An 18,217-nucleotide genomic window follows, 5' to 3' on the forward strand; every position below is an offset into this window, starting at 1 on the left:
CTTCATGGTTCCTCACCTGGCATTAAGTCCCATTCCATTTCACTCGTGTAATGACCTAATTTTTTAACCTGTCCAGGCTCAATAATCAAACCTAAACCTGTATCATATTTTTTCCAGTCATCACTTAAGGTATAATCTCCCCCTGCTTTACTATGATATGCTGTCATTGCATCTGAGGTGACATTAAAGCTATCGGAAGAACTTAACCTATACTCCATAATATTAGGTAACTCTGTTCCATCATTCGTAAAAGATTTAACCATTTTTAATTTTAAATTCCAACCAGTTGACTTATTTGAACGATTATCAACAATTTTTAAAGGTGGCTGTTCATCTAAATTTTTAGCTTGTCTTATATGTACATTATCAACTGAAGTTTTGATTTCACCATAATCAAACAATCTAGGAGCTGATTCAATCAATAAATTTCCTTTTAATTTATAAGTTACACTCATCTTTACACTGTTTAATAATAAATTAGTTTCATCATTTGGTCTTTCGATAATAGTATACCCACCATTAGTGGTATATTTGTCTAATACGGATGTTACTTCTTTGATAGCTGTTAAATCAACTGCTTGATTAATCAAATAGTCATTTAATTCTACTTTATCAATCAATTCATCTGCTTCATTTACAATGTTAACAGTTAATCGACTTTTAGCTTCTTTAACAACTAATGTTGCATCTACATCTGTTGTGACACCCAGTTTTGATGTTAAACGAATAGGAACTTTTAATTTTGTACCAGGCATCAATTTTGTAGTATCTGGTAATTTATCCTTATTGACATAATCTGCCTTGATAGGAGTATCTTTCGCTATATTATTGGTATCAATAGATGTTTGATACCCTTCTTCTAATAGTTCAGAAGCATCAGGGTATTGACTTAAAATACTTTTTCCATACTCTAATGGCACATTTTGTTTTGCTTCACCTGTTGGCATTCCTTCATAGTTAGTCTTAGCAATTGATCGATCATCGACTTTATATGAATATTGTTTCGTATCAATATTATTACTTGCATAGTGTGTATACGTCATTACTGCAGTTGTCGCTAAGTCAAAATGCATATATCCATTAAATTTATCATCTTCTTTAATAAGATAACCATTATTTGATAAGTTAAATGACTCATTAGGTGTAGCCACTACTGAAATTTTATATTGTCCGTTATTAAATTCTGCGCTTTTAGTATCGTTAAAAGTTACAGTCGCTTTCTCTTTATTTTCAGGATTCAATGTAACCGTATATGAAATATTATTATCCACTTCTTCACTGTTTTCAGCAACGTTATATACCTTTATCTGTGATGGGTCTATGTTATAGCCATCTGGAGCTGTCGTCTCTATGGATAATTTATCAGTTCTCTTATCTATACTATTATTTCCTACACCAAAAATAATATCATAATAGACATCTCTATAATTTTCTTGATCATGAGTCGCATTATTTACTCTACCTATAACTGTTTGGATACTTGGTGCCACCCGAGGTATAGCTTGCCTTAAATAATCTAATCCCATAGTCTGATCATTCATACTAAGACGAAATTTTAAAGTATTCGTTCGTTCGAATAAGCCTGTAAACGATGTTTCATATTTGCTCATTGTAGGTTCAGAGTTAGAAAACTGTAATATATTATTATAAAGATAGTTATACTCAATATTATTCGTATATTTATTTGGATAAGCATTATAATTTGAATAAGTATAATACTTAGACAAATCATTTAGTGGACTATACACCTCTAAAGTTTTTAGTTTATTTAAATTTGACACATTCCATAAACCAACAATTTCTATTTTTTCTTTAGTTAACGAATCATAAAATTCATAATGATAGTCAATATAATCTTTACCTGATGTAAAAGGATATCTGGGTATTATTTTATTTGGTATATTGGTATGTTTATTACCTAACCCAGATCCTATTGACATAAATATATCTCCCCATTCAGCTTTTGTATCCACTGAAGGAATATAATATTTCGAACCACTCAGATGTTGTTCAGAAGGATCAACAGCAAAAAAACGAAACACGCTACCTGGAATATCTAGATACAACTCATCTATTACCCATTTCACATCAACAGATCGACCTTGGTAAAACCCTACGTTAGATACATATACTGACTGTTCTTCGGATTTTCCAGACTGAAAATAATAAATTTGAGACTTACTTCCAGGAAAAGCTTCGTTATAAGGTCTATTTTCTATTTGTGGATTTCTCCCTGAAAACACTGTATTTCCTTTTGGTCTATATGTTGTTTTCGTATTCTCATCTTTCCCATTTATTAATTGCATTGAGAAATTATACTTACCATTAATCTCCACTGATCTTTCTAAACCTGGCCTCACTAATGTAACGTTAGGATTATCAACCAATTTATTCACAGCTAGTACTCTATAATCAGTTACAAATAAAAATAATAAACAAGTCAATAAAAATAATACTATTTTATTCTTTTTCATTAACCCCCACCTCTTACTTGATATAACTAATTTCACAAACAACCACTTTACAATTATAACACATTTTTAAAAAAAATAAACAGATTACTATTGTTTATATCAAATTTAACAACAATTATTATAAAAAGATAGTTTAATTGTATCTTTAATACATTTAAAGTTTTTTATTATAATTTAATTAAAAAAAGTAGACAAAATAACTATATATGATGCATTTTTTATATAATCATTAGATATATGTTAAATAAATTTAATACATAATTAAAAATACTTAAAACAAATAAAAATAATCAAAACTGTTATAGTTAATAATTTTTTATCTGTTCCACATTATATGTAAATTTTTATTCATAATAGCCACAAAGTCATATAAACTTATATAAAACTATGGACAAGTGTTGAATAATTTCAATACTTTGTCTTTTTTTATTGTCTAGCTCAATTTTACAATTGGCGTATCTAAAAAAAACAAACCAATCACTCTTAATGAGTAACTAGTTTGTCCATAGTCTAGATAATCTTATAAGTTTATGTTACTTTATTAAACCAAATGAAAATACTGCCAATGCTCCATATCCTGTATGACTAGCAATGGTTGGTCCCATCGGTTTTACAGAAATACTTTTTACCGATACTTTATCTTGTAAAATAGCTTTTAATTTTTCACCAGATTCCTTATCTCCAGCATAGGCAATTAAAATATCTTGTTCAGATTCTTGCTCAATGGTTTCTTTGGTTAATTCAGCTATTTTTTCTAATGAATGTTTGCGTCCACGTACTTTTCCAATATTAATTAATTTTCCTTCAGCATTCATACAGATAATTGGTTTCACTTTGATCATACTACCAATCATCGCAGACGTTTTGGATATCCTACCTCCACGCTCTAGATGTTTTAAATCATCAACTGTAACCCATGAATGTAATCTTGGTATCATTTCGTTTAACCATAATACGACATCTTCAAGTGTTTTTTCTTGTCTCCTAAGATTTAAGACATTCCTTACAAGTAGTCCTTCTCCCAAACATGCCGCTAAGGAATCAATAATCGTAATCGGTAGTTTACCATGCTCTTCTTCTAACATAGATAAAGCTGTCATCGCATTATTATATGAGCCACTTAAACCTGATGAAAAACAAACATATAGCAAGGGTTGGTTCTGGCCGACATAATCTTTAAAAATATCTAAGTAATTCCCAATATTAATTTGTGACGTACTAGGTGTTGCTCCATTTTTAAGTTCTGTCATAAACCAATTGTAATCAAAAGTTTCCTGAAAGTCATCAATATATTCTTTGTTGTCTAATTGAATCGTCATACTAATTTTTTTAATGCCTGGTTCCTCTAATTCATCATGTGTCAAATCACAACAGGAATCTACCAACAAATCAAATTTATAAGTCATTTTTATTTTCTCCCTATCATTGGTTTAACTTTATTATATAATAAAAAAATAGAGAGTTCGATAACTCTCTATTTTTTTATATTTATTGGGTATTTAAATTTGTTCCCAAACATTTTCTAAAATATTTGTTTGTGTTCTATCAGGACCAACAGAAAATGTTGAAATTCTAACATCTACTAACTCAGAAACACGTTTAACATAATTTCTAGCATTTTCTGGTAATTCTTCTAATGTTTTACAACCAGTAATATCTTCCGTCCACCCTGGTAATTCTTCATAAATTGGTTTACATCTCGATAATTCTTTCAAACTTGCTGGGTAATGAGTGATTTCTTTTCCATCTAACTCATAAGCCACACAAATTTTAATGACAGGTAAACCTGTTAAAACATCGATTGAATTTAATGATAGGTTAGTGATACCTGATACACGTCTAGAGTGTCTCATCACAACACTATCAAACCAACCAACACGTCTTGGTCGACCAGTTGTTGTACCATATTCACGACCAACTTCTCTAATTTGATGACCTGTTTCATCAAATAGTTCAGTTGGGAATGGTCCATCACCTACACGAGAGGTATAAGCTTTACAAACACCCACCACTTTATCAATTTTGGAAGGTCCTACACCTGTTCCAATTGTCACGCCTCCAGCTAATGGATTTGATGAGGTAACAAATGGATAAGTACCTTGATCAATATCCAACATAACACCTTGAGCTCCTTCAAATAGTACATGTTTTCCATTATCTAAGGCTTCATTTAAGATAACTGATGTATCAGTTACATATTCTTTAATTAATTGACCATACTCATAGTATTCTTCAAACACTTCTTCAAATGAAATAGGGTCTACTTCATAGATTTTAGTAAATAATTTATTTTTTTCTTCTAAATTTATTTTTAATCGTTCTTCAAAAATCTCTTTATCTAATAAATCAGCTATTCTAATACCCACACGAGCTGCTTTATCCATATAAGCAGGTCCAATCCCTTTAATCGTTGTTCCGATTTTTTGATCACCTTTAGCATCTTCTTGTAACTGATCTAAAAGAATATGATAAGGCAAAATAACATGTGCTCTATCTGAAATTCTTAAATTAGTAGTTGGAATATTATGTTCTTTTAAATAGTTTAATTCTTTAATTAATGATTTTGGATTAACGACTACACCATTTCCAATCACGCTTATTTTATCTTGATAAAAAATACCTGATGGAATTAAATGAAGTTTATAGGTTGTTCCATCAAATTGAATAGTGTGTCCTGCATTATCTCCACCCTGGTATCTTGCAATAATTTCTGCATTTTCGCTTAAAAAATCAGTGATTTTTCCTTTACCTTCGTCTCCCCACTGAGTTCCTACTACTACAACTGATGACATACGAACACTCCGTTCTTCTCTTTTATTCATTACCTAACTATATTATCAAAAAAAAGAATCTAACACAACTAAATCAGAACATTAAAATAAAAAAAACATATTTTTATCAAAAATTACGAATATTAAAATTCTTCTCTTGGGGAAATAGAAGTAAATTTATTATATTCTTTAATAAACATCAATTCTACCGTTCCTCTTGCACCACTTCTATTTTTTTCTATAATAACTTCAATAATATTATTAGACTCTTGTACTGGTTCATCATCATCTTCTTCACTATCACGTTGATAATAATCATCACGATATAAAAAGGCGACAATATCTGCATCTTGCTCAATAGAACCTGATTCACGAATATCACTTAATACTGGTCTTTTATCTTGCCTTTGTTCCACTCCACGAGATAGCTGTGATAAGGCAATAACTGGCACTTTCAATTCCTTAGCAAGTTTCTTTAATTGACGTGAAATTTCCGATACTTCTTGTTGTCTGTTCTCTCGTCCTGTTCCTTCAATTAATTGTAAATAATCAATTAAGATAAGGCCCAAATCACCTTGTTCTTGAGCTAATTTTCGACATTTCGCCCGAATTTCAGATATTTTAATACCAGGCGTATCATCTATAAAAATATTAGCCCTTGATAAACTTCCCATTGCGACAATTAAACTGTTCCATTCTTCGTCAGTCAACTGACCTGTTTTTAAATGACTTGCTTCTATTGAGCCTTCTGAACATAACATACGATTAACTAATGACTCTGCACTCATTTCTAAACTAAAAATAGCGACTGATTCATCCGTTTTTGTTCCTACATTTTGTGCGATATTTAAAGCAAAGGCTGTTTTCCCCACAGCCGGACGTGCTGCTAATATGATGAGCTCTTCTGACTGGAGACCGGCTGTCATTTTATCAAGAGCATGATATCCTGTTGGCAATCCAGTTATATCATCACCTTGTTGTGATAATTGTTCTATTTGAGCAATAGAATCACTCAACACATCAGAAATCGCTAAAAAGCCACTTCTATTTCTTTTTTCAGAGACTTCTAAAATTTGACGTTCTGCTTCATCTAATATAAATTCAACATCTTCATCTTGTTCAAAGCCTTTTGTTACGATATCTGTTGCCGTTTGTATCAAACGACGCAACAACGATTTTTGTTCCACAATTTTGGCATAGTGTCCCACATTGGCTGCTGTTGGAACGTTTGTTGTTAACTCAGATAAGTAACTAATACCACCAACATCTTCTAGTAATTGCTTTTGTTCCAACTCTGTTTTCATCGTAATGACATCAATTGCTTCATTACGATTATTTAAATCTAACATAGTTTGGAAAAGTAACTGATGTGAACGTCGATAAAAATCAGCTGAATCAATATATTCCATTGCCTCAATCAAAGCATCTGCATTTAAAAAGACAGAACCTAAAACTGCTTGTTCTGCCTCGATACTTTGAGGTGGCACTCTATCTTGTTGAATAAGTTCCATAGATTAAATCCTCAATTTTCCGGTTACTCAACCACTACATGTACACGTAGTTTGGCTACCACTTCTTTATGTAATTTAACTGGAACAGTTGTATAGCCTAATGCTTTAATTGGTTGTTCCATTTCAATTTTGCGTTTATCTACTTTTATTTTGTGTTGCTTTTGAAGTCCATCTGCTATTTGTTTAGAAGGAATTGAACCAAATAAACGTCCATCTTCTCCTGCTTTTGATTTTATAACAACTTCAAAACCTTCAGTTTCAAATGTTTTTTTTAATTTTTTAGCTTCTTCTAATACTTCTGCATCTTCTTTAGCTTTGGCTTTTTCTTTTCCTTTAAGTTCACTTAAATTTTGAGCTGTTGCTTCTTTAGCCAATCCTTTTTTAATTAAAAAGTTTTGAGCATATCCTACTGCAACATCTTTCACTTCACCTTTTTTTCCTTTTCCTTTTACATCTTCTAAAAAGATAACTTTCATCTATATTCACTCTCCTAACGATTCTAGTTACACACTCTTTTTATTTTAACATAATTTATAGTATTTCTAAACTATTCTTCATTGTTTCACGTGAAACAAAAAGAGACATTCAAATGAATGTCTCTGGATTTTATTAGTCTTCACTAACGAATGGTAATAATCCCATAATTCTTGCACGTTTAATTGCAATCGTTAATTTACGTTGATGTTTAGCACAAGTTCCTGTTACACGACGAGGTAAAATTTTACCGCGTTCTGAAACAAAACGAGATAATAATTCAACATCTTTGTAATCGATATGATCAATATGGTTAGCTGTAAAGTAACATACTTTACGACGACGGCGTCCGCCTCTTCTTTGTTGAGCTGCCATTATATGCCCTCCTCTATATTAGAATGGTAAATCGTCATCCGAAATATCTATCGATGATGAGTTTCCAAAAGGATTACTATTATCACGATCGAAGTTCGGCATGTCATTACTTGAAGATTGGCCAAATGATGATTGTGTATTTTGGTTATCTTGAGAAAAATTATTAAATCCGCTAGTTTGCTGTTGTCTTTGACTCGATGCATTCTTAGATTCTAATAATTGGAAGTTCTCACAAACCACTTCAGTTACATACACTCTTTGTCCCTGTTGATTCTCGTAGTTTCTAGTTTGAATACGTCCAACTACTCCCAATAGAGTTCCTTTTTTAGCATAATTTGCTAAGGTTTCAGCTGGTTTTCTCCAAATCACACAATTAATAAAGTCTGCTTCTCGTTCCCCACTTTGATTCGTAAAGTTACGATTAACAGCTAAGTTAAAAGTCGCTACGGCAGAACCATTTGACGTATATCTCAAATCTGGGTCTCGAGTAAGTCTACCTACCAATACAACATTGTTAATCATTGGTTAATCTCCTTTCGTTATAAATGTTTCACGTGAAACATTATTACTTTTCTTCTTTAACAATCATGTGACGTAAAATGTCATCATTGATTTTTGCTAAACGATCAAATTCATTGATTGCTGCAGCATCTGTAGAAGAAACTTTAACGATATGGTAGATTCCTTCACGGAAATTTTGGATTTCGTAAGCTAAACGACGTTTTTCCCATTGTTTAGATTCCAAAACTTCTGCTCCGTTATCTTTCAAGATTGAATCGAAACGATTTACTAGAGCATTTTTTGCTTCCTCATCAATGTTAGGACGAATTATATACATGATTTCATAATTTGATACCTGACTCATTGATTTTCACCTCCTTATGGACTAAAGGTTCCTTAATTATAAGGAACAAGGAGAGTAAACTTTCATTTACTCACAGTAATAAATTATACTATTTTTTATATCGTATTGCAACATAAATTTATAATACCTTTATTTTAATCGACCATTTACTAATGATATATTTCTTCAAATTATTTAATATCAAAAGTTTCTACAAATTTCCCTTACTGTTTGTTACTAAACCTAGTAAATAGATAGTTATCTAGAATATCTCCTTAATTAAATTTTTTATAAAACAATAACTCAAAATAGTTGCCTACTTTGAGTTAATTATCATTTTATTATTCAAAATTCTTTTCTTGTTCATCCGCTGTTATTTTAACATCGATTTCCTCTGACACAATAGTATCTTCTATTTCATCTTCATCAACATCAATAGTTGCCATAGTTGATACCAAAGCATCTTCTTCTAAACGAATTAAACGGACACCTTGGGTTGAACGACCTGTCTGAGAAACAGAATTCAGCTCAAAACGGATGATGACACCTTTATTAGTGACTAACATAATGTCTTCTTCACCACTAACCGTTGTTAATCCAACTAAATGACCATTTTTCTCAGTAATATTAACGGTTTTAATCCCTTTACCACCACGGCCCTTGATTGGATATTCTTTAGCATGTGTTCTCTTACCATACCCATTTTCAGTAATAACTAATACTTCCATGTCTGGTTTTAAAATATCCATGCCAATGACATAATCATTTTCTCTTAAACGAATACCACGAACACCTGCTGCACTACGTCCCATTGAACGCACTGCTTCTGCTTTAAAGGTTACAGAATACCCTAGATTTGTCCCAATAATAATCGTATCATCATCATCTGTTAATGCTACATTAATCAGTGAATCACCATCTTTTAAACCAATAGCTTTTAAGCCATTGGTGCGAATATTCGAAAATTCTTTAACAGACGTACGTTTTACTGTTCCTAATTTCGTTGTAAAGAATAAATACTGATTAGAATCAGCTTTTCCTTCCACATTAATAATAGCTTCAATATTTTCTGAAGAATCAATACCTAATAGATTGATGACTGGAATCCCCTTAGCTGTACGACCGTACTCAGGGATTTCATATCCTTTTGCACGATATACTTTACCTGTATCTGTAAAGAATAATAACGTATCATGTGTTGAACAAGATAATAAATTCTCAACAAAGTCATCATCATGAACGCCCATTCCTTGAACACCACGTCCGCCACGATTTTGGGTACGGAACTCCGTACTTGGTAATCGTTTAATGTAACCATTATGAGTTAACGTAATAACCACATCTTCTTCTTCAATTAAATCTTCATCTTCTAGACTTAATACTTCTCCAACGAGTAATTCGGTCCGTCTTTCGTCCCCATATTTACGTTGAACTTCATCCAGTTCTTCAGAGATAATATTGAGTACTCTATGATGATTAGCTAATATGTCTTTCAAATCAGCAATTAATACTAATAAATCTTGGTATTCCGCTTCGATTTTTTCACGTTCTAAACCAGTTAAACGACGTAGACGCATATCTAAAATTGCTTGTGATTGTCTATCGGATAGATCAAATTGTTCCATCAAAGTTGCTTTTGCCACGTCATCAGAATCAGATGCACGAATAATTTTAATAATTTCATCAATGTGATCTAATGCTATTCTCAAGCCTTCTAATATGTGCGCACGAGCTTCTGCTTTTTGTTTATCAAATTCTGTGCGGCGAACAATAACTTCTTCTTGATGTTCCAAATAATACTCTAGAATTGGTTTTAATCCTAAAACTTTTGGTACACCTTTAACAATGGCTAGCATATTAAAGCCAAAACTTGTTTGTAATGACGTTAATTTATATAAATTATTCAACACAACTGATGCGCTTGTATCACGACGAATCTCGATGACAATACGCATCCCTTCGCGTGAGGATTCATCTCTTAAGTCAGTAATCCCCTCAATACGTTTTTCACGGTGCAACTCAGCAATACGTTCAACCAGTTTTGCTTTATTCACCATATATGGGATTTCAGTGACAATAATGCGTTCACGACCATTTGATTTTTCTTCAATATCGACTTTCGCACGAACAATAATTGATCCTTTACCCGTTTCATAAGCTTTACGAATACCCGTTTTCCCCATGACAAGTCCACCAGTCGGAAAGTCAGGTCCAGGTAGTGCCTCCATCAATTCATTTGTTGTCACATCTTTATTTTCCATCAATAGTTTTAACGCATCAATGACTTCTGACAAATTGTGTGGTGGTATATTCGTTGCCATACCTACTGCAATCCCTGTTGTCCCGTTAACTAGAAGATTAGGAAATCGTGCAGGTAATACTTCTGGCTCTCTTTCTGTTTCATCATAATTCTTTTGGAAATTAACGGTATTTTTATTGATATCACGTAACATTTCAACCGCAATTTTACTCATACGAGCTTCCGTATAACGCATTGCGGCAGCTCCATCACCATCGACAGAACCAAAGTTACCATGCCCATCAACTAACATGTTACGGTAACTAAACGGTTGAGCCATACGCACCATAGATTCATAAATCGCACTATCACCATGAGGATGGTATTTACCCATAACATCCCCAACGATACGTGCTGATTTTTTATGTGCCTTATCAGGTGTCACACCCATTTCATTCATCCCATATAAAATACGGCGATGAACAGGTTTTAGCCCATCTCTTACGTCTGGTAACGCACGAGACACAATAACACTCATGGCATAATCAATAAAGGATTCTTCCATTTCTTGTGTCAAATTAACATCTTGAATATTTTCTCTGATTTCTTCAGACATGAACGTTTCTCCCTTACTTAAATATCTAAATTCTTAACATAATGTGCATTGGCCTCAATAAATTCACGACGAGGTTCTACTCTATCTCCCATCAACATATCAAACACTGCATCTGCTTTAGCAGCATCTTCAACTGTTACACGTAACATTGTACGTTTTGTTGGATCCATTGTTGTATCCCATAATTGATGATCATCCATCTCGCCTAAACCTTTATAACGTTGAATACTTGGTTTTGGTGTCGCTGGCAAATCTGCAACTGCTTGTGCTAACCTCTCATCAGCATCTTTTCCTGGTTGAATATATGTAATCTTTTTCCCTTGTTTTACCCCATACAATGGCGGCTGAGCAATGTAAACATACCCTGCTTCAACAATTGGACGCATATAACGATAAAATAGCGTTAATAAAAGAGTTCTAATATGTGCCCCATCAACGTCGGCATCGGTCATGATAATTAATTTATGATAACGTGCTTTTGATACATCAAAATCGCCACCAAACCCTGTTCCCATTGCTGTAAATAGTGAACGAATTTCTGCATTGGCTAATATTTTTTCCATGCTTGCTTTTTCGACGTTTAAGATTTTCCCACGAATAGGTAAAATGGCTTGATAATTACGGTCACGACCAGTTTTTGCTGAGCCTCCCGCAGAATCCCCTTCGACAATATATAATTCACTTTTCTCAGGATCACGACTTGAACAATCTGCTAACTTACCAGGTAAACTACTAATTTCAAGAGCTCCCTTACGTCGTGTTACTTCACGTGCTCTTTTAGCTGCCAAACGAGCTTTAGATGCTAAAATCCCTTTTTCAACGACACGTTTTGCTACATCAGGGTTTTCTAATAAAAATTTATTAAAAGCTTCTGAGAATAATCGATCTGTAACTGTTCTTACTTCAGAGTTACCTAATTTTGTTTTTGTTTGTCCTTCAAATTGTGGTTCTGGATGTTTGATAGAGATAACAGCTGTCATTCCTTCACGTACATCATCTCCACTTAAATTTTCGTCATTTTCTTTTAATAATTTTTGACGTTTTGCATAATCATTAATCACACGTGTTAAAGCAGTTCTAAAACCAAACTCATGTGTTCCCCCCTCATAGGTATGGATATTATTAGCAAAACTCAACAAATTAGTATGGTAATCGTCAGTGTACTGGATTGCTACTTCAACACTAATATCTTGTTGTTCACCTTCTGTATAAATTGGATCTGGAAAAAGAACTGTTTTCCCAGCATTTAAATACTCAACATAACTCTTAATCCCACCATCGTAGTGGTAAGATTCTTCTTTTTCAGGACTCACACGTTTATCAGTAATACTAATACGTAATCCTCGATTTAAGAAAGCTAATTCACGAATACGTGTTGCTAATTTATCATATTCAAAAACGGTTGTTTCTTTAAAAATTTCAGCATCTGGTTTAAAGTTAACAACTGTTCCGCGATGGTCTGTTTCACCAATTACTTCTAAGTCATCTATGACTTTTCCACGCTTAAATTCTTGATGATGAATTTTCCCATCAACATGAACCTTAACATTAAGTGATTCAGATAACGCGTTTACAACGGATGAACCTACACCATGTAAACCACCTGAGACTTTATAACCCCCACCGCCAAATTTTCCTCCAGCGTGTAATACTGTAAAGACGGTTTCAACAGCTGGTCGTCCCGTTTTTTCTTGAATCCCTACTGGAATACCACGTCCATTATCTTTTACTGTGATACTATTATCTTCTTCAATCGTCACGTTAATCTCAGTACAAAAACCAGCCAACGCCTCATCAATTGAATTGTCAACAATTTCCCATACTAAATGGTGTAAACCTTGTGGTCCTGTGGACCCAATATACATACCAGGTCGTTTTCTAACAGCCTCAAGTCCTTCTAATACTTGAATTTGGCTGGCATCATATGATGAAGCTTGCCCTCCATTTATTTGTTTATCCGTCAACGTCTTCACTCGTCCTTTCTACTTTTCCATTTGTTACATAAAATATTTCGGGATTTATTTTTAATTTATCATTTAAATGCACGATACTGGTTGTCGTCAAAAACGTTTGAAGTTTATTATCAATAAATTCCATTAACTGTACTTGTCTTTCGTCATCCAGTTCGCTAAGAACATCATCAAGAAGTAAAATAGGATATTCCCCAATCTCCTCATTAATTAGCTCAATTTCTGCTAATTTAACGCTTAAAGCTGCTGTTCTCTGTTGTCCTTGCGAGCCATACGTTTGAACATTTTGTCCATTTACCATAAAAACCAAATCATCTCTATGAGGTCCTACACTTGTTGTAAATTGTGATAGATCTCTCTCCTCATGTTTTTTAAACTCTTTCATTAATAAATAATATAACTCTTCTTGCGTTTGTTCTGAACCTAATTGAAAGGAAGTTTTATAGGAAATACGTAATTCTTCTTTTCCGTAAGAGATGTTATCATGAATACTATTTGCCCATTTTTCAAGTAAGTTAACAAAATACAAACGTGACAAGAGAACAAAACTTCCTTCTTGTGCTAATTGCTCATTTAATACTTCTAAATAAAGAGGATCATATGATTTATTAAAAGCTGTTTTTTTTAAATATTGGTTTCGTTGTTTAAGCACTGTTTGATAATTGCTTAGGTGATATAAATAGTGTGAGTTGATTTGGCCAATTTCCATGTCTAGAAATTTTCGACGATGTTGTGGTGACCCTTTAACTAAAGATAAATCTTCTGGAGCAAATAAAATAACATTCAAATAACCTATATATTGACTTAATTTAATTTGTTCTAAACCATTTACTTTTGTTTTTTTCCCTTTATTAGAAACAATCATTGTTAAATCAATATCACTATTCTTTTTACTTATTTGACCTTCAATTCTAGCAAACTCTTGATTCCATTGAATTAATTCTTTTTCATGATTGCTTCGGTGACTTTTTGTTAACGATAAAACATAAATACTTTCTAATAAATTAGTTTTTCCTTGGGCATTATCACCAACAAATACATTCAATTTTGGTGAAAAATTTAAAGTAAGTTGATTGTAATTTCGATAATTCGTTAATTCTATTTGATTAAGTTGCATAATTATTTAGCATCCGATGCGTTTGTTTCCATAAAAAAAGTACCTAACTCAGGTATTTCAATCATCATGTCTTTATATAATTTTCTACCGCGACGATTTTCAGGTTCTCCATTAACAAATACAGCATGTTCCTGTAAATACCATTTGGCCATTCCACCGCTAGAAATAACATCAACTTCTTTTAAAAATTGACCAAGAGTCATATATTCTGTTTTTAATATAAATGTTTTTTTCACAAATTTTCACCTTCTCTGTTTCAATTTACCATTGCTATTATTATACCCTTTTTAAGTCTTAAAAACAAATTTTCTTTGCTAAAATCGTTTTTTACGCAATATTATAATGAATCGATACTTTTTTCATTTTTTATACTAAACCTCTTAGAACGTAAAATAAGAGATAATTTAAATTTTTTTGTAAATAATTAAAAAGGAATGATTGATTTTTTCTCAACCCTTCCTTTGTTTTCATGATTAATTTAATAGTTTTTCAATATCTGGTACCATTTTTTCAGGTTTGTCTGTTGGTGAAAATCGTTTAACGACTTCCCCTTTTTGATTAATTAAGAATTTAGTGAAATTCCATTTAATTTTGTCACCTAGTACTCCAGGTGCTTCGTTCATCAAATAGCTAAAAATAGGATTAGCAGCTTTACCATTCACCTTAGATAATTGATGCATAGGAAATGTCACTCCATAAGTCATTCGACATGCTTGGCTAGCTTCTTCACTTGTTTTTACTTCCTGATGAAACTGATTAGATGGAAATCCTAATATTACTAACCCTTTATCCTTATAGGTTTGATAAATAGTCTCCAATTCCTTAAATTGTGGTGCTAGTCCGCATTTAGTTGCAGTATTGACAATAATCATTACTTTCCCTTTATATTTTTCCAAAAAGTAAGACTCTCCATTATCTAACGTCGCTTCGTAACCATAAATTGTCACGCTATTTTCCTCCCCGTTGTGTAGTAATAGCTTAATTAAACTACATTATCTAATTTTTTTCAGGAATGACACACCATAATGAATACAAAATAAAAAAGCACTCACCTTTTTAATGAGTGCTAAAAACCTCCTAATTGGTTCTAACTGGTGTTATTAGTTGAATAAATTCAATATCACCATCTTTAGGTTGGAGTGTGAATGGACGAATCGGTGAAATAAAACGAATTGTCACATCGATATCTCCAAACGATTTTAATGATGCTTTCATATAGTCAGGATTAAAAGAGATTGTTATAGGATCACCTGTAACTTCGATATAAGTTAATTTTTCCTCTACATTACCAATTTCAGGTGAATTTCCATAAATAATCACTTGTTCAGCATCAATTGCTAACTTGACAATATTATTACGGCCCTCATGAGATAGTAATGACGCTCGATCAATCGCTGATAATAAACTAGAGACATTAAAACTAATTTCAGTATTAAAATTCGTCGGGATTAAACGATTAGTATCAGGATAATTTCCTTCTAATAACCTAGAGTAAAAATTCATTGTTTCTGTTCTAAATAAAATTTGATTTTCCATAATAGAAATATCAACTTGCTCTTCTTCATCTTTAAATGAACGTGATAATTCTTGTAAGCTTTTTCCAGGTATCACGACATCAAAAGTTTGATTGACATTGTCTAGTTCCATTTTACGTTGACTTAAACGATGACTATCTGTTGCAACTGCTAATAAATTATTATCATTTAGAGTCATATGTACCCCTGTAAGTATTGGTCTACTTTCTTGTGATGATACAGCAAAAACAGTTTCACTGATTAATTTATTTAATACCCTTGCAGGTAATTTGAAGTTGGTTTGATCCTCAATAATTGGTAACTGAGGATAACTATCAGCATTTAATCCATTAACATTAAATAAAGCTTTTCCTGATGTAATAATAACTTGATTATTCTCAATTAACTCTAAAGTTAATGTTTGTTCAGGCAATTTTTTTATAATTTCATTAAAGAAACGTGCTTGAATAACTATTGATCCAGTGGATTCAATTAGCATACTGGCTTTATCATTATCAACACTTAAAAAAGTTTCAATAGAAATATCAGCGTTACTACCTGTAAGAGTTAAGCCAACATCTGTGATACTTAATTTTACCCCTGTCAATATAGGAATAGTTGTTTTACCGGAAATAGCACGTTGAACTGTAGTTAATTCATTTAAAAATGCTGCGCGATTTAACGTTATTTTCATTAGTTAGTCTCCTTTTAATTAATATATATAAAGTAGTAGTAGTAGTAGGTGCTGTTGATTCTGTGTATAAGTATTTTCTGTTTATAACTGATAAGGATTTTTTCTTGTTAATAACATGTGGAAAACTCGAGGTTGTTTTTTTTGTTTTCCACAATTAGGAAAGTAATGTTTGTTTAATGTCATTTACTTCTTTTTGTATGGTAACATCTTTTTCGACTAATTGTTGAATTTTTTCATGAGCATGTATAACAGTGGTGTGGTCTTTACCACCAAATTCTGCACCAATTTTTGGTAGGGAATTATCTGTTAGTTCTCTTGAGAGATACATTGCTATTTGTCTTGGTACAACTATTGTTTTGACACGTTTTTTTCCCTTTAAATCTTTTAATTGCAAATGATAATATTTACAAACTTCTTCTTGAATGTTTAAAATGGATAATTCACTTTTTTCTTTAATTGGTTTTAAACTTTTTAAAGCATCGGCAGCTAAACTAGTTGTAATATCTTGCCCTTTCATTGTAGAAAAAGCTTGCACGCGGACAAGAGCACCTTCAAGTTCACGTATATTTGATTCAATTTGTCCAGCAATATATGATAATGTATCATCAGGAATTTCCAAACCTTCAGCATCAGCTTTTTTTCGTAATATGGCAATTCGTGTCTCTAAATCAGGAGGAGTGATATCTACTGATAATCCCCAAGCAAATCTTGAAACAAGTCGTTCTTGTAATTTCGGAATCTCATTTGGTAATCGATCGCTGGTTAAGACAATTTGATGCCCTTCATTATAAAGAGTATTGAATGTATGGAAAAATTCTTCTTGTGTTCCCTCTTTGTCAGCAAAAAATTGAATGTCATCAACTAATAATAAATCGACGTTTCGATACTCTTGTCTAAAATCTTCGGATTTATTATTTTTAATCGAATTAATGTAGTCATTTGCGAAGGATTCACTTGTGACATATTTTATTTTAGCATCCACATTATTTGAAAGCATTTGATGTCCAATTGCATGCATCAAGTGTGTTTTTCCTAGACCAACGCCACCGTAGAAAAATAAAGGATTATATGTCGCCCCTGGATCTTCTGATACCACTAATGCCGCAGCATGAGCCATTTGATTACCTTTACCAATAACAAATGTATCAAATGTGTATTTTGAATTAAGTAAAGCTTTCTTGCTATTTTTTCTTACGATATTTGGTAGTTCAGTTGGAGCTTCTTTTTTTGATTCATTTATTTGTGGTTCATCATCTTGAATAATAAAAATAGGCGTAATTTCTTCACCTGTTAATTCGAAACCTGTTTCTACAATTTTTGCAGCTAAGTTTTTTTCCCAGTAGTTTTTGTGTAAATCTGATGGTAGCTCAATTGTTAATATATTATTTTGCAAAGTTATTGGTTTTGCAGGATCAATCCAAGCGCTAAAACTTGGAGGAGTTAGTGTTTTTCTATAGTTTTCAACAAGTTCTTTCCAGATAAAATTAAAATCGGGCATAGTTACCCCCCTAACTTATATAGTCTTTTATATTCTATCACTTTAAAAACAAGTTTTCCACTGAATATTTTACTTGTGGATATTTTATTTTCATCTCTTAATAAAAGTTATCAACAAGTT

Annotated in this window: 15 protein-coding genes; all 15 read right to left on the minus strand. The window is 32.3% G+C overall.

Translation table 11 applies throughout. The features are described 5' to 3' along the window. Positions 1-2: 2 nt before the first annotated feature. The 15 genes from AC37UB_RS09190 to dnaA all read right to left on the minus strand — a co-directional run bounded on the left by AC37UB_RS09190 (position 3) and on the right by dnaA (position 18,097). On the minus strand, positions 3-2,474 hold the full coding sequence (locus tag AC37UB_RS09190; protein ID WP_490685634.1) for a hypothetical protein: 2,472 nt from the start codon (positions 2,472-2,474) through the stop codon (positions 3-5). A 533-nt stretch (positions 2,475-3,007) separates the two neighbouring features. After that, complete coding sequence (locus tag AC37UB_RS09195) at positions 3,008-3,880, minus strand: DegV family protein (protein ID WP_241699643.1); 873 nt, start codon at positions 3,878-3,880, stop codon at positions 3,008-3,010. A 93-nt stretch (positions 3,881-3,973) separates the two neighbouring features. Further along, positions 3,974-5,266 (minus strand): adenylosuccinate synthase, encoded by a 1,293-nt coding sequence (locus tag AC37UB_RS09200; protein ID WP_117973767.1) that lies wholly within the window; start codon positions 5,264-5,266, stop codon positions 3,974-3,976. Positions 5,267-5,388: 122 nt separating this feature from the next. Beyond that, positions 5,389-6,756, minus strand: coding sequence for a replicative DNA helicase (gene dnaB / locus AC37UB_RS09205; protein ID WP_117973765.1), 1,368 nt, complete (start codon positions 6,754-6,756; stop codon positions 5,389-5,391). Positions 6,757-6,779: 23 nt separating this feature from the next. Next, complete coding sequence (gene rplI / locus AC37UB_RS09210) at positions 6,780-7,232, minus strand: 50S ribosomal protein L9 (RefSeq protein WP_117973763.1); 453 nt, start codon at positions 7,230-7,232, stop codon at positions 6,780-6,782. Positions 7,233-7,365: 133 nt separating this feature from the next. Beyond that, positions 7,366-7,605 (minus strand): 30S ribosomal protein S18, encoded by a 240-nt coding sequence (gene rpsR, locus AC37UB_RS09215; protein WP_071455937.1) that lies wholly within the window; start codon positions 7,603-7,605, stop codon positions 7,366-7,368. Positions 7,606-7,623: 18 nt separating this feature from the next. Then, entirely contained in the window at positions 7,624-8,127 is a 504-nt protein-coding gene (ssb, locus tag AC37UB_RS09220; RefSeq protein ID WP_117973761.1) for a single-stranded DNA-binding protein, read from the minus strand. A 43-nt stretch (positions 8,128-8,170) separates the two neighbouring features. Continuing rightward, positions 8,171-8,470: a 30S ribosomal protein S6 gene (gene rpsF, locus AC37UB_RS09225; RefSeq protein WP_117973759.1), complete on the minus strand. Its 300-nt coding sequence runs from the start codon at positions 8,468-8,470 to the stop codon at positions 8,171-8,173. A 320-nt stretch (positions 8,471-8,790) separates the two neighbouring features. Further along, the gene (gene gyrA, locus AC37UB_RS09230) at positions 8,791-11,304 is read right to left on the minus strand and encodes a DNA gyrase subunit A (RefSeq protein ID WP_117973757.1); all 2,514 of its coding nucleotides are present in this window, start codon (positions 11,302-11,304) and stop codon (positions 8,791-8,793) included. Positions 11,305-11,321: 17 nt separating this feature from the next. Further along, positions 11,322-13,268, minus strand: coding sequence for a DNA topoisomerase (ATP-hydrolyzing) subunit B (gene gyrB / locus AC37UB_RS09235; RefSeq protein WP_117973755.1), 1,947 nt, complete (start codon positions 13,266-13,268; stop codon positions 11,322-11,324). Further along, a complete protein-coding gene (recF, locus tag AC37UB_RS09240; RefSeq protein WP_117973753.1) occupies positions 13,258-14,391 on the minus strand; it encodes a DNA replication/repair protein RecF in 1,134 nt (377 codons plus the stop codon). Before recF ends, gyrB begins: the two co-directional genes overlap by 11 nt. Before the next feature lie 2 nt (positions 14,392-14,393). After that, positions 14,394-14,627, minus strand: coding sequence for a S4 domain-containing protein YaaA (gene yaaA / locus AC37UB_RS09245; protein WP_117973751.1), 234 nt, complete (start codon positions 14,625-14,627; stop codon positions 14,394-14,396). Positions 14,628-14,864: 237 nt separating this feature from the next. Continuing rightward, positions 14,865-15,338, minus strand: coding sequence for a glutathione peroxidase (locus AC37UB_RS09250; RefSeq protein WP_241699644.1), 474 nt, complete (start codon positions 15,336-15,338; stop codon positions 14,865-14,867). Between the two features lie 130 nt (positions 15,339-15,468). After that, the gene (gene dnaN, locus AC37UB_RS09255; protein WP_241699645.1) at positions 15,469-16,599 is read right to left on the minus strand and encodes a DNA polymerase III subunit beta; all 1,131 of its coding nucleotides are present in this window, start codon (positions 16,597-16,599) and stop codon (positions 15,469-15,471) included. Between the two features lie 154 nt (positions 16,600-16,753). Beyond that, entirely contained in the window at positions 16,754-18,097 is a 1,344-nt protein-coding gene (gene dnaA / locus AC37UB_RS09260) for a chromosomal replication initiator protein DnaA (RefSeq protein WP_490685635.1), read from the minus strand. Positions 18,098-18,217 lie beyond the last annotated feature (120 nt).

The sequence above is a fragment of the Vagococcus changpingensis genome, from assembly GCF_058211775.1.

Coding starts and splice junctions, on each gene's coding strand:
- rplI (WP_117973763.1), bottom strand. CDS start 7,232: ATGAAAGTTATCTTTTTAGAAGATGTAAAAGGAAAAGGAAAAAAAGGT.
- recF (WP_117973753.1), bottom strand. CDS start 14,391: ATGCAACTTAATCAAATAGAATTAACGAATTATCGAAATTACAATCAA.
- gyrA (WP_117973757.1), bottom strand. CDS start 11,304: ATGTCTGAAGAAATCAGAGAAAATATTCAAGATGTTAATTTGACACAA.
- dnaN (WP_241699645.1), bottom strand. CDS start 16,599: ATGAAAATAACGTTAAATCGCGCAGCATTTTTAAATGAATTAACTACA.
- dnaA (WP_490685635.1), bottom strand. CDS start 18,097: ATGCCCGATTTTAATTTTATCTGGAAAGAACTTGTTGAAAACTATAGA.
- AC37UB_RS09200 (WP_117973767.1), bottom strand. CDS start 5,266: ATGTCATCAGTTGTAGTAGTAGGAACTCAGTGGGGAGACGAAGGTAAA.
- rpsR (WP_071455937.1), bottom strand. CDS start 7,605: ATGGCAGCTCAACAAAGAAGAGGCGGACGCCGTCGTCGTAAAGTATGT.
- AC37UB_RS09195 (WP_241699643.1), bottom strand. CDS start 3,880: ATGACTTATAAATTTGATTTGTTGGTAGATTCCTGTTGTGATTTGACA.
- dnaB (WP_117973765.1), bottom strand. CDS start 6,756: ATGGAACTTATTCAACAAGATAGAGTGCCACCTCAAAGTATCGAGGCA.
- ssb (WP_117973761.1), bottom strand. CDS start 8,127: ATGATTAACAATGTTGTATTGGTAGGTAGACTTACTCGAGACCCAGAT.
- rpsF (WP_117973759.1), bottom strand. CDS start 8,470: ATGAGTCAGGTATCAAATTATGAAATCATGTATATAATTCGTCCTAAC.
- AC37UB_RS09190 (WP_490685634.1), bottom strand. CDS start 2,474: ATGAAAAAGAATAAAATAGTATTATTTTTATTGACTTGTTTATTATTT.